Origin of the sequence: Serratia sp. BNK-12 (genome assembly GCF_047456085.1) — a bacterium.
GTDB lineage: Bacteria > Pseudomonadota > Gammaproteobacteria > Enterobacterales > Enterobacteriaceae > Serratia > Serratia liquefaciens.
Genome location: NZ_CP179896.1, coordinates 2,559,732 through 2,583,622, shown reverse-complemented (window position 1 = coordinate 2,583,622; position 23,891 = coordinate 2,559,732). Strand labels below are relative to the sequence as shown.

General features: G+C 56.2%; 19 protein-coding genes. 6 read left to right on the top strand and 13 right to left on the bottom strand.

The features are described 5' to 3' along the window. Positions 1-149 precede the first annotated feature (149 nt). Together ACMGG1_RS11850 and ACMGG1_RS11845 are read right to left on the bottom strand one after the other, a co-directional pair. Positions 150-2,585, bottom strand: a complete 2,436-nt coding sequence (locus tag ACMGG1_RS11850; protein ID WP_414161425.1) for a glucose/quinate/shikimate family membrane-bound PQQ-dependent dehydrogenase — start codon at positions 2,583-2,585, stop codon at positions 150-152. 854 nt (positions 2,586-3,439) lie between these two features. Further along, positions 3,440-4,327 carry a LysR family transcriptional regulator gene (locus ACMGG1_RS11845; RefSeq protein WP_187962884.1) on the bottom strand — a complete coding sequence of 296 codons (888 nt, stop codon included), beginning with the start codon at positions 4,325-4,327 and terminating at the stop codon, positions 3,440-3,442. A gap of 132 nt (positions 4,328-4,459) precedes the next feature. On the opposite strand from ACMGG1_RS11845, the gene ACMGG1_RS11840 reads away from it, so the two are divergent. Next, the gene (locus tag ACMGG1_RS11840; RefSeq protein ID WP_414161424.1) at positions 4,460-5,446 is read left to right on the top strand and encodes a zinc-binding dehydrogenase; all 987 of its coding nucleotides are present in this window, start codon (positions 4,460-4,462) and stop codon (positions 5,444-5,446) included. 65 nt (positions 5,447-5,511) lie between these two features. On the opposite strand, the gene ACMGG1_RS11835 is transcribed toward ACMGG1_RS11840, so the two are convergent. Together ACMGG1_RS11835 and ACMGG1_RS11830 are read right to left on the bottom strand one after the other, a co-directional pair. Next, on the bottom strand, positions 5,512-6,414 hold the full coding sequence (locus ACMGG1_RS11835) for an endonuclease/exonuclease/phosphatase family protein (RefSeq protein WP_048758948.1): 903 nt from the start codon (positions 6,412-6,414) through the stop codon (positions 5,512-5,514). Between the two features lie 132 nt (positions 6,415-6,546). Then, the gene (locus ACMGG1_RS11830; protein ID WP_262255447.1) at positions 6,547-7,467 is read right to left on the bottom strand and encodes a LysR family transcriptional regulator; all 921 of its coding nucleotides are present in this window, start codon (positions 7,465-7,467) and stop codon (positions 6,547-6,549) included. A 325-nt stretch (positions 7,468-7,792) separates the two neighbouring features. Between ACMGG1_RS11830 and ACMGG1_RS11825 the strand changes: the two genes are divergently transcribed. Next, complete coding sequence (locus ACMGG1_RS11825) at positions 7,793-8,680, top strand: LysR family transcriptional regulator (protein WP_129940603.1); 888 nt, start codon at positions 7,793-7,795, stop codon at positions 8,678-8,680. Between the two features lie 156 nt (positions 8,681-8,836). Here ACMGG1_RS11825 and ACMGG1_RS11820 read toward each other — a convergent pair whose 3' ends face one another. From ACMGG1_RS11820 to ACMGG1_RS11800, 5 genes are all read right to left on the bottom strand, one after another. Then, positions 8,837-10,309 (bottom strand): pyridoxal phosphate-dependent decarboxylase family protein, encoded by a 1,473-nt coding sequence (locus tag ACMGG1_RS11820; protein ID WP_414161423.1) that lies wholly within the window; start codon positions 10,307-10,309, stop codon positions 8,837-8,839. A gap of 5 nt (positions 10,310-10,314) precedes the next feature. Continuing rightward, positions 10,315-11,706 carry a diaminobutyrate--2-oxoglutarate transaminase gene (locus tag ACMGG1_RS11815; RefSeq protein ID WP_020826882.1) on the bottom strand — a complete coding sequence of 464 codons (1,392 nt, stop codon included), beginning with the start codon at positions 11,704-11,706 and terminating at the stop codon, positions 10,315-10,317. A 400-nt stretch (positions 11,707-12,106) separates the two neighbouring features. After that, the gene (locus ACMGG1_RS11810; protein WP_142815213.1) at positions 12,107-12,820 is read right to left on the bottom strand and encodes an SDR family NAD(P)-dependent oxidoreductase; all 714 of its coding nucleotides are present in this window, start codon (positions 12,818-12,820) and stop codon (positions 12,107-12,109) included. A gap of 2 nt (positions 12,821-12,822) precedes the next feature. Beyond that, complete coding sequence (locus ACMGG1_RS11805; protein WP_130015736.1) at positions 12,823-14,469, bottom strand: GMC family oxidoreductase; 1,647 nt, start codon at positions 14,467-14,469, stop codon at positions 12,823-12,825. Between the two features lie 34 nt (positions 14,470-14,503). Continuing rightward, positions 14,504-16,021: an aldehyde dehydrogenase family protein gene (locus tag ACMGG1_RS11800; RefSeq protein ID WP_414161422.1), complete on the bottom strand. Its 1,518-nt coding sequence runs from the start codon at positions 16,019-16,021 to the stop codon at positions 14,504-14,506. Positions 16,022-16,195: 174 nt separating this feature from the next. Here ACMGG1_RS11800 and ACMGG1_RS11795 point away from each other — a divergent pair, with 174 nt between their 5' ends. After that, on the top strand, positions 16,196-17,122 hold the full coding sequence (locus ACMGG1_RS11795; protein WP_020826887.1) for a LysR family transcriptional regulator: 927 nt from the start codon (positions 16,196-16,198) through the stop codon (positions 17,120-17,122). A gap of 8 nt (positions 17,123-17,130) precedes the next feature. Here ACMGG1_RS11795 and ACMGG1_RS11790 read toward each other — a convergent pair whose 3' ends face one another. Genes ACMGG1_RS11790 through ACMGG1_RS11775 form a run of 4 tightly spaced genes read right to left on the bottom strand, consistent with a single transcriptional unit; the run spans position 17,131 to position 21,326 of the window. Then, positions 17,131-17,328, bottom strand: coding sequence for a hypothetical protein (locus tag ACMGG1_RS11790; RefSeq protein WP_122079329.1), 198 nt, complete (start codon positions 17,326-17,328; stop codon positions 17,131-17,133). After that, positions 17,318-19,030, bottom strand: a complete 1,713-nt coding sequence (locus tag ACMGG1_RS11785; protein ID WP_414161421.1) for an FAD-dependent monooxygenase — start codon at positions 19,028-19,030, stop codon at positions 17,318-17,320. Before ACMGG1_RS11785 ends, ACMGG1_RS11790 begins: the two co-directional genes overlap by 11 nt. 24 nt (positions 19,031-19,054) lie before the next feature. Then, a complete protein-coding gene (locus ACMGG1_RS11780) occupies positions 19,055-19,711 on the bottom strand; it encodes a polysaccharide deacetylase family protein (protein WP_020826890.1) in 657 nt (218 codons plus the stop codon). Continuing rightward, positions 19,704-21,326: a GMC family oxidoreductase gene (locus tag ACMGG1_RS11775; protein WP_414161420.1), complete on the bottom strand. Its 1,623-nt coding sequence runs from the start codon at positions 21,324-21,326 to the stop codon at positions 19,704-19,706. The genes ACMGG1_RS11780 and ACMGG1_RS11775 overlap by 8 nt, the downstream gene beginning before the upstream one ends. A gap of 169 nt (positions 21,327-21,495) precedes the next feature. On the opposite strand from ACMGG1_RS11775, the gene ACMGG1_RS11770 reads away from it, so the two are divergent. Genes ACMGG1_RS11770 through ACMGG1_RS11760 form a run of 3 tightly spaced genes read left to right on the top strand, consistent with a single transcriptional unit; the run spans position 21,496 to position 23,891 of the window. Further along, positions 21,496-22,275: an SDR family oxidoreductase gene (locus ACMGG1_RS11770; RefSeq protein ID WP_020826892.1), complete on the top strand. Its 780-nt coding sequence runs from the start codon at positions 21,496-21,498 to the stop codon at positions 22,273-22,275. A 24-nt stretch (positions 22,276-22,299) separates the two neighbouring features. Beyond that, positions 22,300-23,040, top strand: coding sequence for a GntR family transcriptional regulator (locus ACMGG1_RS11765; protein WP_261138079.1), 741 nt, complete (start codon positions 22,300-22,302; stop codon positions 23,038-23,040). Then, on the top strand, positions 23,037-23,891 hold the full coding sequence (locus ACMGG1_RS11760) for a fumarylacetoacetate hydrolase family protein (RefSeq protein ID WP_414161419.1): 855 nt from the start codon (positions 23,037-23,039) through the stop codon (positions 23,889-23,891). Before ACMGG1_RS11765 ends, ACMGG1_RS11760 begins: the two co-directional genes overlap by 4 nt.

Here is a 23,891-nt window from a genome sequence, read left to right as displayed (position 1 = left end):
TAAAGTCGGTTAACACATTAGGAATACTCTCGTATTTCCGCCTTTTAATGGGCCAGATTAATGAAGTCTCGGCTATTAGACCGTTGCCTGGGAATATAAAAAAGCCCCCGCGGTGAGGCGGGGGCTGCGATCATAACCTGTGGTTAGATTTATTTATCAAGTGCATAGGCAATGACGTAATCGCCACGGTCCGGCGACTGACGAGCGCCACCGGCGGAAATCACGATGTACTGTTTGCCGGTTGTCGGTGAAACATAACTCATTGGCGTGCCGCCGCTGCCGACAGGCAAGCGCGCTTTCCACACTTCTTTACCGGTGGAGGAGTCAAAGGCCCGCAGGTAGTAATCCTGAGTACCGGCAATGAATACCAGGCCGCCCTGCGTCGCCAGCGTGCCGCCGAGCGTCGGCATGCCCACCGGCATTGGTGCACGCATTTTGATACCGAAAGGCCCGGTATCCTGAACCGTACCGGCCGGCACTTGCCACACCACTTTCTGCGTTTTCAGGTCGATCGCCGACAGGGTACCAAACGGTGGTTTCTGGCAAGGAATGCCCAGAGGTGACATGAAACGATTTTTGTTAACGCCGTAAGGCGTGCCTTTTAACGGCACCGCACCCATACCGGCATTGACCGATTCACCGCCATTGCTGGCCGGGGTATTGGCATCGGATTTTTGCGGGATCATCTGTACCCACAGGCCCAAACGCATGTCGTTGGCGAAGATGTAATGGTTGTTCGGATCGGTCGACAGGCCACCCCAGTTCATGCCGCCCAGAGAGCCAGGGAAACTGAGTGAAATATCGGTGTCCGGTGCGGTAAACAGGCCGTCATAGCGCATGGATTTAAAGCTGATGCGACACATCAACTGATCAAACGGCGTAGCGCCCCACATGTCGGACTCAGTCAGTTTTTCAGCGCCAATTTGTGGCATGCCGACAGAGAAAGGTTGAGTGGCGGAGTATTGCTCACCGGGGATGGTGCGGGTTTTCACCGGCAGCTCTTTCACTTCGGTCAAAGGCTTCCCAGTATGGCGATCCAACACGAAGATCTGACCGGTTTTGGCACCAATGACCAGGGCCGGTTTGGTGGTACCGTCCTTCATTGGGAAATCGATCAGGCTAGGCTGCATCGGCAGGTCGAAATCCCACAGGTCGTTATGAACGGTCTGATAAACCCATTTCTCTTTACCGGTGGTGGCGTCCAACGCCAGGATGGAAGCGCCGTATTTGTGATCCAATGCGTTACGGTTAGCGCCCCACAGATCTACCGAGGAGCTGCCCATTGGCAGGAACACGGTGTTCATCGCCGGGTCATAGGACATCGGTGCCCAGGAATTTGGGGTGCTGCGTACAAAGGTCTGGCCGGGTTTTAAGGCCGAGTTTGGATCCTGATTACCCGGGTCGAACGCCCAGCGCATCGCGCCGGTGATCACGTCGAAACCGCGCAGTACGCCGCCAGGCATATCCGTTTGTACGTTATCGGCTACGCGGCCGCCGACGACAACGGTGGTGCCCGCCAGGGTGGGTGCGGAAGTCAGCTGATATTTCGGATCGGCCGCATCGCCCAGACCGACTTTCAGATCAACCACGCCCTGGTTGCCAAAGTTCTGACAGAATTCACCGTTATCGGCGTTGATTGCCACCAGGCGCGCATCGATGGTATTCATCAGAATACGGCGCTGGCAACTGTCGCCCGCAGCCAGGGTGACCGGTGTCGCGGGCGTAGAGCCGGGTACGGTCGGTTGTTGCAGGGGCTTGGCAACATCAAAGTAGGCCAGGCCGCGGCAACGGTTCCAGACCTGGGATTTCGCGTTGATTTCACGTTTCCAGATCTCTTTACCGCTGTCGGCATCGACGGCAATCACGTTGTTATGCGGCGTACACAGGAAGATACGGTTGCCGATTTGCAACGGCGTTTGCTGATCTTCAGCGCCGTTGCCATCCGGACTCAACGGAGTATCGCCGGTGTGGAAGGTCCAGGCGACCTTAAGGTCCTTCACGTTGTCGCGGGTGATTTGGTCCAGCGCCACGAAGCGGCTGCCACCCGGGGTATTGCCGTAGTTATCCCAATCTTTTTGTTGTTTGCTTTTGTCCACCGGGATCAGCGGCAACGGCTCACCGCTGAAAGCCACGGTAGGGTGTGGCTGGAACATCTGCACAAAGGTACCGACCATGCCAACGGCCAATACCGCACTTAGCAGGTAAGACAATTTTGCCAACGGCGTTTTGCCTTCTGGCTTACGCAGTGCCGGCCAGCTCAGCAAGGCCAACAGCATCAAACCGGCAGGGACCATCAGCCGCGAAACCAATGGCCAGAAATCGAAACCGGCATCAACCACCGACCAAACCAGCGTGCCGACAAACACCAGCAGGAATAGCGGCACGGCCGAAGATTTACGACGGAAGAATTGCACGGCAGAAAGCAGGGTAACGGTACCGGCAATCAGAAAGTAGCTGCTGCCCCCCAGCGAAACCAGCTTACCGCCGGCAATGGCGAAGAATAGGCCGACAGCGGTAAGGATTATCCCTAATAAACAACACCATAGTTTAAGTTTTATACCCGGACGGGCATTTGATTCAGGCATGTCTGAAAGACTCCAAGATAATGTTTTTCTTCATGTTTACCTCGAATGATCGCGTCCATGCCGTTCCCTGATGGAGTGAAAGCAGAGCGTAAATCAAACGATGGAATGTCGATATTGTACCATTTGATTCATTATAAAGTTAAGGATATGTTGCCTGCTAACTAAATTCTTAGCCCGAATTGCAACAACTGCAGGGCAGCGTGCTCCATTCTGGAGAGAACGCGGCTTAGGCGTCCAGCAACTCCCCAAGCCCGCAAGGTACCCCCGCGCAAAATTTGTGATGCCTGGTTATTTAAAGGAAGGTAGCAGCCACATACGCCAGCCGTATCTGCTGAACTGCCGCAGTTATTATTTATTGCGTGAAGATAGGATGAGGCACCGCCTTACACAGAAGCAATGGCGAAAGCATTTAATAGTCCCTGCATCATTGTTGAATGGGGTGGGGCATACGCTCGCGTTTTCTGGATTAAAGCTGTGCGTTAATGATGCGGTTATTGACTAATTTATAAACCCTGAGGCGTTTGCTGGAAGTAAAAAGGACGAGTGTTATACAGAGAGATATAACCCAGTCGCTTTTATATTTTTGCTCTGGCAACGAGAAAGGATTATCAGGTTACTTTTCAGTTTCTTTAGTTACATAAGGTTATAGAAATTAACTCATTACGTTAACATTAGTATTCCACTATGCAGTGCTTCGATTGATTGGGCGTCATCGTTTTACTGTACTGCATAGTGGGCACTATTAAAGCATTATTAATCTTAAAGCGGAAAATCCCAAAAAACGCCGTCCTCTGCTAAATTTCCCGCTATCAATCACCTGTGAATTTTATCGTCCCATCTCGCCGTTATCTGGCTTATTCAACATTCGCACTCAGGTAGGTTTTCAGCTGTTCCTGACAGAAATCGAGATACGCCCGCACCAGTCGCGAGGGATGCCGTTGTGATGGATAGAGCAAGCTAAGCGTTTGTTCTGGCAACGGGTGAGAAGGTAAGACTGCGCACAAACGGCCGGCGGCGATCTCCTTGTTCGCCATAAAGGGCGGTAACTCAGTGACCGCCTGACCCGCGACGGCTCTGCTGCGTAAAAGTGCGTAATCGTTCGCCACCAGTACCGCCTTCGGCTCAAACACCTGATGGCCCAGCCGCCAGAGGCCACGGGCGCTGGAGTCCGCCGCCCAGCTCGCGCAAGGGTAGCGATGCAAATCCTCCACGCTGGCAGGTTGGCCAAACTGCGCCAGTAATGACGGCGCAGCGACCAGCAGATGCCGATACTTCAGCATTTGTCGTGCCACCATAGACTCATGCACGATGGTGCCGACGCGGAGCGAAACGTCAATGCCATCCTGTACCAGATCGATCCGCCGTTCCGTTGAAAATACGCTAACGCTGATTTCGGGAAACCGTTGTTGGAAAGCCCCCAGCAAGTCCCACCAGGGATCAAAGTTGGGGGGCATCGACAGACGCAGGCGGCCTTTAAGCCGGGTTTCATCGTTCATCACGGCCTGCTGAGCTTCATTCAGAGCTTCCACCCCGCGGCTGGCATGTTCATATAAACGGCTGCCGGCTTCAGTCAGCTTGATACCGCGCGGCGAACGCTCCAGCAACTGCACGTCAAGTTCGCGCTCCAGCTCACGTATGCGCCGGCTCAGGGTAGGGAGCGGCACATGGGTCTTGTCGGCGGCGGCCGAAAGACTGCCTGCTTGTACTACTGAGACAAACATTTTGGTTGCGTTAAAGTCCATACGACACCCCTCTCATTTATGAGACTTATGTTACCATTTTCGTGTATTCCCCATCAATATTGGAATCTATACAGTTCAACTTATCGGCGAGATAGCTCGTTGATTAACTCACTGTTGAACTGGAGAACGGTTATGAAAGCTTATGTGATTGAACAAGTTGGCGGCCCGGACGTTTTGCAACTGCGCGATATTCCTTCTGTCGCGCCAAAGGCGGATGAAGTTCGTATTCGGGTACGGGCGTTTGGTCTTAACCGCGCCGAAATTTACCGCCGTGCCGGTAAAATGGGCCCGATCGCCGGACAGGTTGTGCCTGGGATTGAAGCCGTAGGCGAAGTGATTGAGGATGCTTCAGGCCTGTTTCGCACCGGGCAGCATGTGGCCACTGCCATGGGGGGATTGCAGTTCACCCGCAACGGCAGCTACGCCGAGGAGGTCACGGTGTTACGCAGCAACGTCATTGATTTGGACGGCATCAACCTTTCATGGGAAGAACTTGCCGCATTGCCGGAGAGCTATCTTACCGTATGGGGGGCTCTGGGCCGCTTAATTGACAACGTACCGGGGCAGACGGTGCTGGTGCGCGGCGCGACCTCTTCGGTGGGGCAGGCTGCCGTGGCCTATGCCAAGGCGCGTGGACAGCGGGTTATCGCCACCACCCGATCGGCCAGTAACGCAGCCCGGCTGACCGCTATTGGCGCTGATGCGGTGGTGATTGATACCGATGAAATTGCAGAACAAATACGGGGTGTAGCGCCGGAAGGCGTAGATGTGGCCCTTGAGGTGGTTGGCGCCGCCACGGTGCGCGATAGCCTCAATGCGCTCAAACCTTTTGGTACCGCAGTGGTAATAGGCCTGCTGGGCGGGGCACCGGTGTTGGATAATCTGCATCTGATGAACGATCTTCCCAATGCAACACGCTTGGCCTTCTTTGGCAGCGGGTTGCTTGGCACCCCAGCGCTGCCTTTGGCCGACTCGCCGCTGAAGTGGATTGCTCAACAGGTAGCGGACCAGACCATGCCGTCGCTGCGGGTGAAAACCTTCGACTTTGACGATGTCGCCAACGCTCACCGCATGATCGAGAATGACCGTGCGCAAGGCAAACTGGTGGTTCGCGTCTGAGGCCAGCAAGGACCATGATGGGTAAAAAACAGTGAGGAAGCCTGTGACTGGCTTCCTCATTGGCCTTACTGTTCTGAAAGCTCAAGCTCGGCAATAACCGGCAGGTGATCACTTGCCGTTGACCAGGTAAATTCAGGCGAATTATGTGGGATATCCAGATTCTTCACGTTCCACTTTTGCCCCTTAAATGTGAAGATATGGTCTATATCAATAGCGGGATTAACCGCTGGCCAACTGCGAGTATCGGCTCCATCTTTCGCAACTTCATTGAAAAAATAGCGTATTTCTTTCAATGGCTGTTCATCTTGAGTCGAGTTGAAATCGCCGGCGAGGATCTTGATCGAGGAAGCCATATCTTTGAAATCAGATGCGGCATCGCCAATACTCAAATCCAACAGGTAGCGTGCTTGTTCAGTGCGTATTGCCGGATCTTTTTGCCAGTCGAGATGGGTGACCATGATGATTGGCGCTGAATCAAATCCGGGAACCTCAACTTGCGCCAGTAATGTGACGCGCTGTTCGGCATCACCCGAGGGTAATTTCACCACCTGTGAATGTAGAATTTTATATTTGGAAAGCAGTCCTACCCCATACTCGCCGCCATCGAAATCAAGCGCTTTGCCAAAGGCATAATGCATTTTATTGGCATCAGCGATTTTTTTAAGCTGATCGAGTTTTTGACTGCGCTGGGTCTTATTGTCCACTTCCTGGATGGCGATGATATCCGCATCTATTCTTTTAATGGCCGAATTAAGTGCAGTGAAATCGGAGACGGCAGAGGAGGCTTCATTTTTACCGATGTTATAGGTGGCTATCTTCAAATGCGGTTTATCCTGCGTGAAAACCTTGTCTGGCACACCGCCTTTTTGAACGGCAAGTATTTCATTACCAGCTAGTTTGTCGCTCGCCTGCGCGTTGGCGATAAGGCTGCCCAGCGCCATCATGGTGAATATAACTGTTTTTTTCATGTCACCTAATCTCCCGATAAAATAGATTCCTTATCAAAGAATACAGAAGAAAAGGGGTGGTTATCGTGATACCTGACTCAAACTTCCGACGCGATGAAAATTAAGGCTCGAATATCTGCCGGCACAGTGCTTTCAGGTATTTAGCGTGGCAAAGCGTTGTTGAACCACCTTCAACACCCATTGCCGCAGCCAACGATGGGCAGCATCGGCCTCCAAACGCGGGTGCCACATCTGCGAAACGGTGATGCTTTGGGTTTTTACCGGCAGTTCAAACATATAAAGCGCAGTGCCCAGCGGTTGATTGATCAGGAAAGAAGCAGGGACCAATGCCACCAGATCGGACGCCTGAGCCACCGCCAGCGCGGCGGGAAAACTCGGCACTACGGCGGCTATTTTTCGCTCCAACCCCAATTCAGCCAATCCCTGATCTACCGGGCCGCTGACCAGCCCACGGCGTGATGCGACCACATGGCCACAGTCAGCATAGGCTCGCGCGGTAATGTCGGCTTTCTGCTCCAACGGATGGCCCTTTCTGACCACCGCGACAAATCGGTCGCGGAACAGCGCCTGCAAGCGAATCTCCGGCCCCATATCCCCCAAAACGCCGATTTCCAAATCAACCCGTCCCTCACGCAAATGGCGGGAGCTTTTTTCCGGTTTGGGCGCAAAACAGAGTCTCACCAACGGGGCTGCCGTTGCCACGGCGGAGATCAGTGCGGCGCCGAATGCTTCGACAAAGCCCTCGTTGGCGCGCAGGGTAAATGTGCGTTCCAACGTTGATAAACTCAGTTCTGAAACCGAGGGGCGCAGTATCGAACGCGCCTCAAATACGGTGTTTTGCGTACGTTCACGAATCTCTTCGGCATAGGGAGTGAGCACCATATTGCGGCCGGCCCTTACCAGTAACGGATCTCCGGTGACTGCCCGCAAGCGGCCAAGCGTGCGGCTCATGGCCGAAGCGCTGAGGTTTAGGCGGCGTGCAGCTTCGGCCACGCTGCCGAGCGTAAGCAACGCATCGAGCGCAATCAGTAAATTGAGATCGGGTTCTGACATGTCGGGGATCCTGGTTTATTGATAGGAGAGGCGTCCGATGCAGGTGATTAGTACAAATGCTGCGTCTTCCGTAATCTATTTAGCATAGTTATATTTTTTACCGCACATGACAACGGAAACACAGAGGAATACTTTCATGCATGCAAACACCGCCAAAACAGCAACAGACCGTCCTGCTCATTGGCGCATACCAGGGATTGGGTGTTGCGATGACTCACGCATCTTGCCGCTAATTGGCTGGACATTTCGGGCTAAAATGATTGCGTAGATCGCGCGTTGTCATTAGTTTTATCTGCCATTACTCAATGCGTTAAGGAAATACCTCATGCTGAAAGAAAACTTCAATGAGCTGCAAATTTTCCTGGTGGTTGCCAGAGAGAAAAGCTTTACCAAAGCGGCGGCTAAGCTGGGGGTTTCTCAGTCGGCATTGAGCCATGCGGTGAAGGCATTAGAACAACGTTTAAATACGCGTCTTCTGACCCGAACCACCCGCAGCGTCGCCCCAACGGAGGTTGGGGAGAAGTTAATCGCCTGTCTCGAGCCACGGCTTGCCGATCTTGAGCATGAACTTGAAATCCTGCTCCAACCAAATGGCACCGCTTCGGGCAACATCAGACTTTCCGCCGGGGAGCATGCAGCGCGGTGCCTGCTGTGGCCGAAGCTAAAACCTTTTCTCCGGGAATACCCTGAAATCAATATCGAACTGGTGGTGGATAATGGCTTCGTTGACATCGTGGAAGGGCGTTTCGATGCAGGTATTCGCCTTGGGGAAAGCGTAGATAAGGACATGATTGCTGTAAAAATCGGACCGGACATGCGAATGGTGGTTGTGGGGGCGCCGAGTTACTTTGCAGAGCACGGGATCCCGCAGACGCCCCACGAGTTGCAGCAGCATCGTTGCATCAACATGCGGCTTCCTACCGCCGGCGGTCTATACCACTGGGAGTTTGAGAAAGACGGTAAGCCGTTGCGCGTGAAAGTGGAAGGGCAGCTGACATTTAATCTGTTGGCAGAGAGGATCGACGCTGCGTCGTCAGGGTTTGGTATCGCCTGCGTACCCGAAGATATGATCCAAAACGAAGTCAAATCAGGGGAGCTTATCCAGATCCTGGATGAATGGTGTCCGACATTTCCCGGTTACTACCTCTATTATCCCAGCCGGAGGCAACATCCCCCGGCGTTTGCCTTGTTGATCGATGCGCTGCGCCATTAACGGGGTTTGGCCGGACACCCTTAGTGCTGCGCCGATGACAGATTGCTGAAGATGCTTTTCCTGCGGACGATGGTAATGCTGCTTCTGCCAACAAAAAAGCCGATAACAAGCTAATGTTATCGGCTTTTGGCTGCCGGTTAGGGCAGAGCGGGCGGATTAGGCGGCAGGCAACTGCTGCGCGGTTTCTTCCACCAGCGCCAGCAGGACTTTGATATCGTCCAGGCTGACCGTCGGGTTCAACAACGTCATTTTCAGGCAGGTCACGCCGTTAAACTCGGTGACCCCGACGTTGGCGCGGCCAGACTCCAGCAACGCATCGCCGATCCGTTGGTTCAGCAGTGCCACGGCGGCATCGCCGGCGGCGGCTAACTGCTGCGGACGGTAGCGGAACAGCACGCTGGCCAGCTGCGGCTGCATGACCAGTTCCAGCGCCGGCCGATCGCCGATGTAGTGAGCCACCTGTTGCGCCAGCGTTACGCCATGATCGATGATCGCCGCATATTGCTCCTGCCCCAAAGCTTCCAGGCCCATCCACAGTTTCAACGCATCAAAACGGCGGGTGGTTTGCAAGGATTTGGACACCAGATTAGGAACGCCCTGAGCTTCGTCGAACTCGGAGTTCAGGTAGGCCGCCTGATAACGCATCAGTTCATAGTGACGGGCTTCTTTCAGCAAGAAAGCACCGCAGCTGATGGTCTGGAAGAATTGTTTGTGGAAGTCCAGGGTGACGGAGTCCACCAATTCAATGCCATCCAGATAGTCGCGGTACTTCTTGGAAAGCAGCAAGGCGCCGCCCCAGGCCGCATCGACATGCACCCAGATCTGATGTTCCGCCGCCAATTGCGCAATGCCGCGCAGCGGGTCGATAGCCCCGGCATCCGTGGTACCTGCGGTGGCGACGATCGCCAGGATCTGCTCGCCATTGGCCTTGGCCTGCGCCAGTTTTTCGGCCAAATCGTTCAGATCCATACGTGCGAATTGATCGGTTTTCACCAGCGTCACGGATTGGTAACCCAGGCCGAGTAAAGCCATGTTCTTTTGCACCGAGAAGTGGGCATTTTCAGAACATAACACTTTAATCTTTCTCAGATTACCAATCAGGCCATCTTGCTGCACAGAGTGGCCCTGTTTGGCGAAGAAGGCGTCGCGCGCCAACATCAGCCCCATCAGGTTGCTCTGGGTACCGCCACTGGTGAACACCCCGGCGTCGCCAGGCTGGTAACCAACCTGGGTACGCAACCATTCAATCAGCTTCATCTCGATGAGGGTCGCTGACGGGCTTTGATCCCAAGAGTCCATGCTCTGGTTAGTGGCGTTGATCAACACTTCGGCAGCCTGGCTGATCACCAGGCTAGGGCAATGCAAATGTGCGACGCACTGCGGATGATGCACCGACAGGCTGTCTTTTAAAAAATACTCAATGGCGCGTTCGATAGCGACCTGGTTGCCCAGGCCCTGAGGGGTAAAATCAAGCTTGATGCGTTCACGCAGCTCGGCAACGGTTTTCCCCTGATACATCTCGGGTTGTTGCAGCCACTGCACCACGGCCTGACTGCTCTGTTCGATCGCTTGCTGGTAGGCCTCTGTGCTTTGCGCAGAAGCGGCCAGAATCGGGTTTAACCGGGACATCGACTTCACTCCACATCCACCGGCTTGATGCCGGCAGCTAACAGGGCCTGTTCAAATTTATCCAGGAAGATAGCCAGTTCGTCGTTAGTGATCAGCAGGGAAGGCAGCAGACGTAGCACGCAGCCGTTACGGCCGCCGCGCTCCAGGATCAGACCGGCTTCGAAGCATTTCTTCTGCAGCAGGGCAGAGAGCTGGCCGTCAGCCGGGTAGCAGCCCATGTGATCCTGCGCTTCGTTCGGTTTCACAATTTCCAAACCGATCATCAGACCCAGACCACGCACGTGACCAATCACCGGATAACGTTTTTGCAGCTCGGCCAGCTTGGCTTTCAGCCATTCGCCTTGCGCGGCAACCTTTTCGGCCACCTGGTTATCTTTGAGGTGTTGCAGGGTGGTCAGGCCGGTAGCCATCGCCAGTTGGTTGCCGCGGAAAGTGCCGGTATGGTGGCCAGGCTCCCAGGCGTCGAACTGTTTCTTGATACCCAATACTGCCAGAGGCAAACCGCCGCCAACCGCTTTGGACATCACGATGATATCCGGCTCAATACCGGCGTGTTCAAAGGCGAACAGTTTGCCGGTACGGGCAAAACCAGCCTGAACTTCGTCGATGATCAGCAAAATGCCGTGTTCCTGCGTGACTTTGCGAATACGCTGCAGCCACTCGACCGGGGCCGGGTTAACGCCGCCTTCGCCCTGAACGGCTTCCAGAATGACCGCCGCAGGTTTGCGCACGCCGCTTTCGACGTCATTGATCAGGTTTTCGAAATAGTAAGTCAGCGCCTTGACCCCGGCTTCGCCACCGATGCCGAGCGGGCAGCGGTATTCGTGCGGGTAAGGCATAAACTGGACTTCCGGCATCATGCCGTTAATGGCTTCTTTCGGCGACAGGTTGCCCGTGACCGCCAGTGCGCCATGGGTCATGCCGTGGTAACCGCCGGAGAAGCTGATCACGCCGGTACGGCCGGTATGCTTTTTCGCCAGTTTCAGTGCGGCTTCTACCGCATCTGCGCCCGAAGGGCCACAGAACTGCAGGCAGTATTCCTGGCCTTGACCTGGTAATAAAGAGAGTAAATAGGCAGAAAACTCATCTTTCAACGGTGTTGTAAGATCGAGGGTATGTAACGGCAAGCCGCTGGTAATGACATTTTGGATGCTTTGGAGGACGTCAGGATGGTTATGACCCAGAGCCAGCGTACCCGCACCAGCCAGGCAATCAAGATATTGATTATTCTCAACATCAGTGATCCAAACGCCTTGGGCTTTCGCAATTGCCAACGGCAATTTACGGGGGTAACTCCTGACATTCGATTCAAATTCAGCTTGTCGCGCCAAATATGTTTCGTTATTTACATTTTCTAAATTCACACCGAAATTATCAATACGGACTTTATCCGTCATCATATCTCTCCTACAACTGGGGGTAACAATGACGCCCTAGTTGAATTATTGAATTGAACAATTAACTACCGTGAGAAAAACGGGCCCAATATATGGCTTTTTACCCCCCGGCTCAATAGTTATTTGGCCGGGGGAGATTTATGGTTTTTTTAATAAAAATCAATAAATTGCTTGTTTTGTGGCCAATAATGGCACGATTTAAGGGCGATTGCGGGCTTGACACGGCACAAAAAACCTCCTCAAGAAAAGTAAGGGTACCGGCCCAATACGTTTATTTTGAAGGTAATTTTCAAACAAAGGTCAGCAACATGCGGAAGGAATTTTGAAACAATGTCTTAATATAAATAAGGCATTGCTTAGACATTAACGGACTTTAGCGGAAAAGGGTGCCATTGGCGCATTACCAGGGAATTTCGCCATAACGATCAAAAAATCCTCCCGTTGGGCCATCGTTTGCGATGGAGGCCAGGGCCACGATCGCATCAGTACCCTCGGTTATCGTCTGGCAACCCAGAGGGTTGAGATCGGTTTGGGTAAAGCCCGGGTTAACGGCGTTAATCTTGATTTTCGGCAACGCCTTGGCGTATTGCGTTACCAGCATGTTGAGCGCCGCTTTTGAAGAGGGATAGGCCAGTTGCAATATTCTGGACTCGAAGGTGCCGCTTTTGCCGGTCATGGTATGAAACGAGCCCAGCGAGCTGGACACCATCACCACTCTGGGGTTGGCGGCGGCTTGCAGCAGGGGGAGAAAGGCCTGCATCATGCGAACTACGCCAAAAACCTGGGTTTGGTAGATTTCCGTCAGGGCTACGGCGCAGGTTTCTCTTGGGTGTCCCCAGGGGCCAGAAACGCCGGCGTTATTGATCAGAACATCAAGGCGATCGTGCACCTTGCTGAAATCCGCCGCCGCCTGACGCACTGACTCCTCGGAAATCACATCGATGATCAGCAATTCTGCATGCAGGCCCTGCTGCGCCAGCTCTTGAATGGCCTGTTCGCCGCGCAGGGGATCCCGCGCGCCGAGGACTACGTGCCACCCGCACCCGGCAAGACGCCGGGCGGTTTCATGACCCAGGCCCCTGTTGGCACCCGTAATCAATACGGTGGTTGTCATGGTTATGCCTTGCTCGACAAAATCATGTCTGCGGCTTTTTCACCGATCATAATGCTGGGAGCATTGGTGTTGCCGGTAGGAATAACCGGCATCACCGAGGCGTCGACCACGCGCAGACCAGACAGACCGTGCACGCGCAATTGCGGATCAACCACTGCCATGTTGTCGGTCCCCATGCGCGCCGTACCGACCTGATGGTGGTAGGAAGCCGTCATTCGGCGAATGTAATCGCGCATTTTATCGCGGTTATTCACACCCTCCATGCCCATCTCTTTGCCGCGCCACGGTGCCAATGCGGTTTGCTTCATCACTTCGCGCAACAGCAGGGCCTTGTCGGTCATGACCTCAAGATCTTCGTTTTCAGAATAGACTCGCGGATCCATCAGTGGGGCTTGCAGCGGGTCACGTGAGTTGAGCCAGAGACGGCCACGACTTTTCGGTGCGACCAGACCGGGAGTGACAGTGTAACCCTGGGTGACACCCGGCATGAACGGCATGGTGAACAACAGAGACTGGGTGTCCGGCGCGGAAAGCTCCGGGGCTGACTTATGGAAAATCTGCGCTTCGATGCCGGAGGCCAGACCGACAGCCACCGGCTGCGGCGAAGACCAAACCATAGGACACACCAGATGATCGTGCAGGTTTTCACCCACGCCTGGCAGGTTGACCAGGGTCTTAATGCCCATTTTCTCCAGTTGCTCGGCCGGGCCGATACCGGAGTGCAGCAGAATGGAAGGGCTCATCAGTGAACCGGCGCACAGCAGCACCTCATGGCGGGCCTCGATGCGATAATCGGTGCCACGATGCACAAAGTGCACGCCGGTAATGTGATCGCCCTGGTTAAGCAGCTTCAATACCCGAGCTTCGGTGATCACCGACAGGTTATCCGCTCCGCGAATGGCATCGCCGTAACAGACCCAGGCGCTGGCCCGTTTGCCGTCTGGCGTCATGGTGTACTGCGGGAAACTGACGCCGGTGGAATCCTGGCCGTTGTTGTAATCCTGCACCAGCCGCAATCCGGCCTGTTGTCCGGCCTCGACAAAGGCGTGGGCCAATGGCGTCATGGCGGGACGAGATACCTGCAGCAGCCCTCCGGTAGCATGCAGGTTAGACAAGCCATCGATATTGCAGTTTTCCGCTTTGCGGAAATAAGGCAGCACGTCCTTCCAGCTCCAGCCGGTGGCCCCCATCGCCGCCCAGTTGTCGTAATCGGAGGGCAGGCCACGAACGTACATCATGCCGTTAATAGCGCTGGAACCGCCCAGGGTCTTGCCGCGTGGCCAGTAAATATCCTGTTTGCCGGCGTAAATCTGCGGTTGAGTCGAAAAACCCCAGTCAACGGCGGAATGCCACAGCGCCATGGCTTCCGGCGGGTTATGAATGGCCGGCATATCGTCGCGTGGCCCGGCTTCCAGCAGCAGGACCTTTAATCCGGCATCAACCAGCCGGCGGGTCACCACCGAGCCGGCCGAACCGGCGCCGATAATAATGTAGTCGTATTTTTTGTCGTCGCTTCCGGTCCCGGTGCTGCGAGGGGCCGGCTGGCGGGCATAGCCGGAGAAAGGCAGTGCGGCTGCAGCGCTCATTGCCAGACTGGCGGCAATGAACCGACGGCGGCCGGCGTCGGTCTGTAGTTTATCTTGTTTCATGACGATCCCTTTTTATTGGTTTGGACGCGCGGGCTTAGTGAGCGTCGACGTCTTTCAGAGCAATCCAGGTGGCTTTCATTTCGCCGTATTGCCGCATCGCATGTAACGACAGGTCGCGGCCGATGCCTGACTGTTTGAAACCGCCGAAAGGCGAGAGAATATCGCGGGTCAGGAAGTGATTGACCCAGACGGTTCCCGCCTCCAGTTGGCGGGCAACGCGGTGAACTTTGGCGATATCCGGCGTCCAGAAGCCGGCGGTTAAGCCGTATTCGCTGTCATTTGCCAACCGGATGGCGTCTGCTTCGTCTTCAAACGCGATGACCGAAGCGACCGGGCCGAAGATTTCGTTTTGCGAGGCGGTCATGGTCGGGGTGGCGTTGTCGATAACCGTTGGCCAGAAGAAATGCCCGCCCGGTACGATGCTGTCGTCCGCATGGCCACCACAGACGATGCTAGCGCCTTCATCACGCGCGGAGTCGACATAACGCAGGACATTGGCCTGATGCCTGGCATCAATCAGTGGCCCCATCATGGTTGCGGGATCGAGTGGATGCCCCGGCTGCCAGCGGTTCACTTCTTCAATCAGCAGCGCGACAAACTGCTCCTTGATGGATGACTGCACCAGCAGGCGAGTCCCAGAGGCACAGACCGCCCCCTGATTGGCGCAAAAGCCCAAGGCGGCAAAACGTGCTGCGCGTGCCAAATCTGGCGTGTCGGCAAAAATGATATGCGCGTTCTTACCGCCGCCTTCGAGGTAGGTGCGTTTCATGTTGGACTGGCCGGCATAAATCAGCAGCTGTTTGGCCACCTGGGTGGAGCCGGTAAAGGCCATCACCCGCACGGTGGGGTGCAGCGCCAGTGCCTGTCCGACCTGAGCGCCGCCGGTCACCACGTTGAATACGCCATCGGGAATACCGGCCTGTTGCGCCAGCTGCGCCAGGCGGATACCGGTTAACGGCGCTTTTTCAGAAGGTTTGAACACCACCGAGTTACCCATCGCCAGCGCCGGCGCAATCTTCCAGCAGGCAATCATCAGCGGGTTGTTCCACGGCGTCATCACCGCTACCACACCCAAGGCCTGGTAGGTGATCATGCCGTGGAAGCTGTCGCTGGTAGGGGCGATTTCGCCGGCAATCTTGTCGATCGCCTCGGCGTAATAACGCAGTGCGATCTGCACGTCCTGCATATCCATATCCAGCGACTCATGGATGGTTTTGCCGGTGTCCAGGCTTTCCAGCAGCGCCAGTTCCTCTTGATGCTGACCGACCAAATCGGCCAGGCGCAGCAGGGCGTTTTTGCGCTGTACCGGCGATTGGTCGCGCCAAATTCCGGATGCAAATGTTCGGGCCGCCGCCGCAACGGCTCGATCCACGGTGGCGGCGTCGCAGTCGGCAACCGCCGCTAGCAGCCGACCGTCGATCGGGCTGATATCGGCAAAAGTGGCACCGTCGGCAGAGTCCTGATACTGACCGTCGATATAGGCACGCCCTTCGATCTGCAGTGCGTTTGCCTGCTGCTGCCATTGTTTAAAGGTTTTCGTCTGGCTACTCATAGGGAGTCCTTGTTTCAGTCTGTGGGGATCCTCTTTCGAGGGATAAAGCTAAACTAGCTGTGGTCAGGCTGAACAACCAGAGGGCTTGCCGTATCACACTGGTGCCGAACAGGCACCAATGGATGACGTATATTGTGCTAATGACGAGCGTGCTGAAGGGACGTGAATGTGGACATGATGAATGCATTACGCATATTCAATGCGGTGGTAAAAGGCGGCAATTTTACGGCGGCTTCAGAGGCGCTTGACCTTTCCCGACCGCGCGTGAGCAAGAGTATTGCCGAGTTGGAACAGCATTTTGGCGTGCGCTTGCTGCACCGTACCACGCGGTCGATGACGCTGACGGAGGCCGGGCGGGAATGTTACGAATACAGCCAGCGCATTGCCGGCGAATGCCAGGCGTTGGAAGCCTATATGGGCAACCAGGGGCAGCCCGCAGGCACCTTGCGTATCAGTGCGCCACACCCCTATTGTCGGGCTGAACTGGCAACCATAGTGGCCGGTTATCAGCGTCGTTATCCGCGGGTGTCGGTGGAGTTCTGCCTCAGCGACCAGTTGATCAACCTGATCGACCAGGGGATTGATGTGGCGATCCGCGTGGCCAATCTGTCGGATTCGTCTCTGGTGGCGCGCAAGCTGTGTGAAATACCCCGAATACTATGTGCGTCTCCCGATTATTTAAAGCACCACGGGACCCCGGACAACCCACAGGCGTTGCGGGAGCACAATTGCCTGGTCTACTCACTGTTGCCCCGTGCGGAACAATGGGAATATCTGGATGAGGAGGGGCGTCTGATCGAGGTGCCGGTATGCGGATCGCTGCGAGCCAACAGTGGCGATGCCTTGTTGGCCAGCGCGCTGGAGGGCAGAGGCATTATTCTTGAGCCGGAGTTCGTGGTGAGAGAGGCGTTGGCCAGCGGCGCGTTGATCAGGTTAATGAGGGATTACACCTGGAGCCATCGATCGCTGTACGTGGTCTATGTTAACCGGCGTTATCTGCCGGTTAACATTCGCAGTTTTGTCGATTTTGTCGCGGAGTATTATCGGCAATCCAGATTACCGCCGGGGCAGAAACTCACGGACACCCCGCCGGCGGCCTGAACGCAGGGCTACTCTGCGTCGAACTTAAAGCGCGCGGCTTCGACTATCAGCTCCCGCGCCAGCGTTTCATTCGCCAACGCGTCCAGCAACAGCAGGTTAAGCCGAGTCAAAAATAGCGCCAGAGGTTCGCCGGTAAACGGCTCGGCGGCCAGATAGAACTGGCTGTACAGCTCATCGAGCTGCTGTTCGGTCAATTTAGCCTGCATCTTTTGCTCCTTGGTTATCGTTCTGCCAGCCGCTGGCCCGCAAGATGGCCTGTTCGATTGCAGCAGAGTCCGCATTATCGCTCTGCGTCCAGCGCCAGCAGACGTGCCCGTCCGGTCGGATCAGATAGAGCGCGCCGGCGGGCCCGCTGTAGGCCGCGTGCACCTGCCCATCAGGATCTTCCACCCACCCGGCAGCACCGGCCTGCGGTTGTCCAGGCCGCCCCAGAGTGACCACGCGCAGCAACGGATGGTCGCTGATTTCCACAGCGCTGGTAGCGTCCTGCGCCGGGAAGCGCAGCAGGGTGAAGAGTCGCGCATCCAGCAATCGGGTCAGGTGGGTTGGCTCACCATTCAGTAACAGGGGGAATTCCGGCAATACCGCGCCGAGTTTGGGCCCTACAGCCGCGGGGGCCGTCACCGTCGGGGTATTCAAAGGCGAATCCGCGTAACAAATGCTGTGGGTCTGACGGGGATTGATCAGCGCGGAAAACTGCGGGTGGCGAGCCGCCAGCGACAGCACCGCATTACGCAGCGTGCTGCCGGCCGGGGTCGCCGGGCACATAAACTCGGCGCTGCGGCTGGCTTGTCCGGCATTTTCACGCCAGGCCTTCTGACGTTCGCTGGAATAACTGGCCAATAGCGACGGCGGCGCCAACCCTTTCAGCACGTAGGCCAGCTTCCAGCCGAGGTTATAGGCATCGTCCAGCCCGCCGTTAAGCCCACGTACGCCGAAAATTGGCACTACGTGCGCCGCATCGCCGACGAACAGCACCCGGTCGTGATGATAGTTGTCCAGCGACAGGGCTTTGGCGTTGTACATGCTGATCCAAATCGGGCGCCATTTCCCTTTTTCACCGACCATATCGAGAAAACTCTCGACGACCGGCAGCACGTTTTCCGGCTTCAGTCCTTCTTCGTCGCTGACGCCGTCTTCCAGCAGGTAATCAATGCGCCAGATGTTGTCCGGTTGGCGATGCATCCACATTGGGCCAGGGCGCAGGGCGGTTTCGAACCACACGCGCCGTTCTGCCGGGGTCTCGCTTTCCAATTCAATATCTATGATGGCGAAGCGTCCATGATGCACATCCCCCTGCAGATGCAGACCCATTTGTTCCCGCACCCGGCTGCGGCCACCGTCGCAGGCAATCACCCAGTCGGCTTCTAACTGGTAATCGACCCCTACAGCATTCAGTGACAATGTCACGCCTTCGTCATGATGCACCAGGCTCTGGAGCTCGGTACCCCAACGCAGTTCGATCAAATCCTCATGGCGCAGCACCTCGTCCAGCAAAAATTGCTCGATATAATACTGCTGCAGGTTGATCATCGCCGGAAACTGCTGGTTATCATCCACCAGCATGTCGAACTGCATCACCATCTCGCCCTGATAAAAGCTGCGTCCACGGGTCCAGGCGAGCCCCTTACCGACAAAGGTGTCTGCCAGCCCCAGTTTGTCGAGGATCTCCAGGCTGCGGCGGGAGATGCACGCCGCCCGGCTGCCGGTGCATACCTGGGTATCATTCTCCACCACCAATGAAGCGATGCCTTGTTTCGCCAATGCCAGCGCCAGCGATAAGCCCACCGGTCCACCGCCGACAATCACCACCCGATGCCGACGCTGTTCACGGTTATCGTGCAGCGACGGTAGCTTGACCGCATATTGTTGATAGCGGAATTCACCAATCACGTTTTCTTGTTGCATAAAGATTCTCCTTGTCGTTGCCGGTTACTCCGCCACAGGGGCGATCAACTCAGAAAAGGGGTGCCGGATCTGGCCCGCCTGCATCGGCATTACCCAATCGGGAAGTTGCTGCGTGATTTCCACGTCCATCAACACCGCTTTTTCAATAAAATGCGCCAGATGCTCCATCGCTTCGGGCCGGGCATCGTGCAACACCATCACCGTCCAGGGCTGATTGGCGATATCTTCCAGCGCACGCGCCACCCAGGCGTCGGTCGGCAGTTCCCAATCCCGCGGTACCGAGTTCCACAACACCAGACTGAATCCTTGCTGTTGCAGCACCTCAACCGCCTCTTGATTCAACACGTGCGGTCCGAGGATCCCTTTACCGGCATAGGGGCGAAACAGCGGCGGCGACTCGGCGTATTGACCCAGTCGGGCCTGGCCTTCGGTAATTTCGTGACGGGCAAAACCCGGAGCCCCCAGCCCCAGCGGCAGAGAGTGGGTCAGGGTATGAATGCCGACCCGGTGACCGGCGTCTTTCACCGATTTAACCAGAGCTTCACCGCCAGGCGCGGAGATCTTCTCGCCGATAGGGAAGAAGTTGGCCAGAATGCGGAACTCCTGCAGCGTCTTCAGCACCAGCGGGGTTCCCTGGGGATGGGGACCGTTATCAAAGGTCAAAGTGAGTTTTTTATGCATGTTCCTGCTCCTGAGAAGTGGCCAGCATCAAATCAACTGCGCGCTCTGCCACCATGATAGTCGGTGCATTGGTATTGCCTGCCGGGATGCGCGGGAAAATCGACGCATCAGCGATGCGCACTCCCGCCAGGCCACGCAGGCGAAGTTCCAGATCCACCACGGAAGTCGCGGGATCTGCCCCCATGCGGCAGGTACCGGTAGGGTGATACTCCGTTTTGCCATGCTCGCGCACGAACGACGCCAACTGTTCATCGCTGTTCAAATTTGGCGCGGGCAACAGAACCTGATCAATCAGTGACGCCAACGCCGGGGCCTGGAACAGCTGCAAGCCCAGACGTACCGCTCTGACCTGCGCAGCGACATCTTCCGGCGTCCCCATATAGTTGAGACTGATGCGCGGTAACGAACGTGGATTGCCGTCGCGCAACCGGACTTCACCCCTGGCCTGTGGCCGCAGGTGCGCCAGCTTGAGGGATAGGGCATGTTGGTTTTGCGCCTGTTTTCCCTTGTCGTCGACGTTATCCGACGCCGCCAGCCCCATCAGTTGCACATCTGGCCGATCGTCGTCGCCGGTGGCGAAAAAACCGCCGCACTCCAGCAGGTTGGAGGCGCAGATACCGCGTTTGAACAGCAGCCATTCCAGACCGTTCGCCAACGCCTTCAGGCCTTTGTCTTGCCCGAGCAGGCTAATCGGCTTTCGCAGGCTGGCAATCAGCGAAAAATGCAGATGATCCTGCAGGCGTTGGCCGACCAGAGGGCTGTCGACCAGGAGTTTGATGCCGACTTCGCGCAGATGCTCCGCTGGACCGATGCCGGACAGCATCAACAGTTTTGGGGTTCCGATGGCGCCGGCGCATAACACCACTTCCCGGCTGGCCAGCGCCTGTTGGCGTTTCCCCTCGGCGTCAGTAAATACCACGCCGGTAGCACGATCCTGCTCCAGCAACAGGCGCTCAACCAGCACGCCGGTCATCACCTGGAGATTCGCGTGTTGGCGCACCGGTGCCAGATAGGCCACCGAGGTGCTGCAACGGTGCCCCTGATAGGTGGTAGTTTGATAGAAGCCTATGCCTTGCTGGCTGGCGCCGTTAAAGTCATTGAGATAGGGATAACCCAGCTCCTGACCGGCTTTGACGATGGCGTAGCTGAGCGGATGGCGATAACCGGAGTCGCTGACTTTCAGGTGGCCGCTATCGCCGTGATAGTCGTCGTGCAGGCTTTGGTTGCATTCCGACCGGATAAAATAGGGCAGCACATCGCGATAGCCCCAGCCGGTACAGCCGTCCTGGGTTTCCCAATCGTCATAATCCCTGGCATTGCCACGCACGTAGAGCTGTCCATTCACCGAGCTGCCACCGCCCAGCACACGGCCCTGCGGTACGCTCATCGATCGATTGGCCATGTGGGGTTCGGCATCGCTTTGATAGGGCCAGACCAGCTTGCCGACAATTTCCGGAAATCCGGCCGGCATGCGGATGAAGATCCCTTTGTCTTCTGGCCCGGCCTCCAGCAGCAAAATGCGCGCCGAGGTTCTTTCCGCCAACAAACCGGCAACCACGCAACCGGCAGAACCACCGCCGACCACAATGTAGTCGTACCTTTCATTCTCTTTCATGCTCTCTCCGTGCAGATGAGGGTGGAAAATTTGCGATGGAAGAAAAAATATATTTTTTAATATAAAGAATATTTTTTGTTGATGTCACTATTTTTTGTCGATAGCATGACATTTATGCAACATCGCACGGCTCAGTCATGAGCTGCCTCGCTAGAAGGAGAGAACGGTTATGGATGTGAGACTGGCTGATAAACGCGCCCTGGTATGCGCTTCCAGCAGTGGTTTGGGTTATGCCTGTGCTGCAGCCCTGCTTAGAGAAGGGGTCAGCGTCTGGATTAATGGCCGCGACGAAGAGCGCCTGCTGGCCGCGCAGCAGCGGCTTAAGGCTGAGACCGGCGGGCGCGTTTTTACTGTCGCCGGTGACATAACCACCCTACAAGGGCGCGAAGCCTTACTGGCTGCCTGCCCGGATGCCGATATTCTGGTCAATAATAACGCCGGGCCACCGCCGGGGAATTTCTTTGAGTTTGACGAGCAGACCTGGCTGTCGGCGCTGCAAGGGAATTTGCTGGCACCGCTGATGTTGATCCGCGCCTTGATACCGGGGATGCGCGAGCGGAAGTTTGGCCGCATCATCAATATCACCTCGGCGATGGTCAGTACGCCGCGTGCGCACATGACGCTTTCCGCTGCGTCGCGCGCCGGTCTGACGGCCGCCTGTAAAGGGTTGTCCCGCGAATGCATTGTCGATAACGTCACCATTAACAATTTGCTGCCGGAACGTTTTGATACGCCTCGCCAGCAGCAGATGGCGCAGGTGGCGATGAAACAGAGCGGCATTACCTTCGAACAGGCGCGCCAACGACAGATTGACTCGATCCCCGCCGGTCGCATGGGCCAGCCTGCCGAATTCGGCGCGGCCTGTGTTTACCTTTGCAGCGACCTGAGCGGCTTTATTACCGGGCAAAACATGCACCTGGACGGCGGCGCCTATCCAGCGTTGTTATAACCGTACAGCGAGATAAAACAGCGAATGAACAGCAAACAAACAGAAAACCTGCAATTGCAGAACGGGACTTTCAAAAGCCTGAGCGGCGCCGCCGTGGCGCTGATCCGCCGTCGGATTATCAACGGTGAATACTCGCCGGGCAGCAAACTGGTGATCGGCAATATCGCCGGTGAATTGGACATCAGCCCAGGACTGGTGCGTGAGGCGCTGTCGCGGTTGGTGACGGAAGGGCTGGTTACCGCCCACGAGCAACGCGGTTTTCGTGCCAGTGAGGTATCACTCAGCGAACTGAAAGACATTACCGCCAATCGACAACTGATCGAAACCCATGCTTTACGGTTAGCGATTGCCAATGGTGATGCCGAATGGGAAGCGGGGATTATCGCCGCCTTTCACCGACTGACGCGCTGCCCGCGCATGGATGACGAAGATCACTCGGCAAACTGGAGCCAGCTCCATTACAGCTTTCATCGCAGCCTGCTGATGGCCTGCAATTCACCGTGGATGCTGCGCTTTTCCGACTTGCTGTTCGATCAGTCGGAGCGCTATCGCCGCCTGCGGTTCGGTTATGAGCTGGAAGGGATGGATTCACCGCGCGATGTCGACGGTGAGCATCAGGCCATCATGGATGCGGTGCTGGCGCGCGATGCCGACCGCGCCGTCGAGCTGCTTAGTCAGCATTATCAAAGCACCGTGCAGCGGATTATCAAGCAGGCCGACAGCACCATATTCAACGGCGCGGCTGCGTCCCCGGAGGCCAAATGAAGATCGTCAGTTTTATTAGCCAGGGGCGTGCAGGTTATGGCCTGCTGCGCGGAGTCGACGAGATTGTCGACTGCAGCCAGTCATTGCCCTATCCGGACGTGCGTAGCGCCTTAGCCGCCGGCAGTTTTAACGTGTTCCTGCCGTTTGTGAATGCGCCTGCCACCCTGAAAGCCAGCGAGGTCAGTTGGTTGCCGCCGGTGCCCAACCCGGACAAAATTATTTGCGTGGGGCTGAATTACCGCCCGCACCTGCTGGAAACCGGCCGGGAGGAACCCGATCGGCCAACGCTGTTTTTGCGGCTGCCTTCTTCGCAGGTCGGACATCAGCAGCCGCTGCTGGCACCGCCGGAGTCGTCTCAATTTGACTATGAAGGCGAGCTGGCCGTGGTGATTGGTAAAGGGGGGCGCCGCATTGCCCAGCGCGATGCCATGCAGCATATCGCCGGTTACGCTTGCTACAACGACGGCAGCGTGCGCGACTGGCAGCGACACAGCTCGCAATTCACTCCCGGTAAAAACTTCCGCCACACCGCGGCATTTGGTCCCTGGCTGGTCAGTGCCGACGACATTCCCGACCCGCGTGCGCTAACGCTGGTAACCCGTCTGAACGGACAGGTGATGCAACAGGCCTCTGTCGATGACCTGATTTTCTCGATCCCGGCGCTGATCGAGTATTGTTCGGCATTTACCGATCTGCTGCCCGGCGATGTGCTGGTGACCGGTACGCCCGGTGGCGTTGGCGCATTCCGACAGCCACCGGTCTGGATGAAAGCGGGGGATCGGGTGGAGGTTGAGATTGCCGGTATCGGTACCCTGAGTAACCCAGTGATTGACGACGCCTTAGGGCGTTAA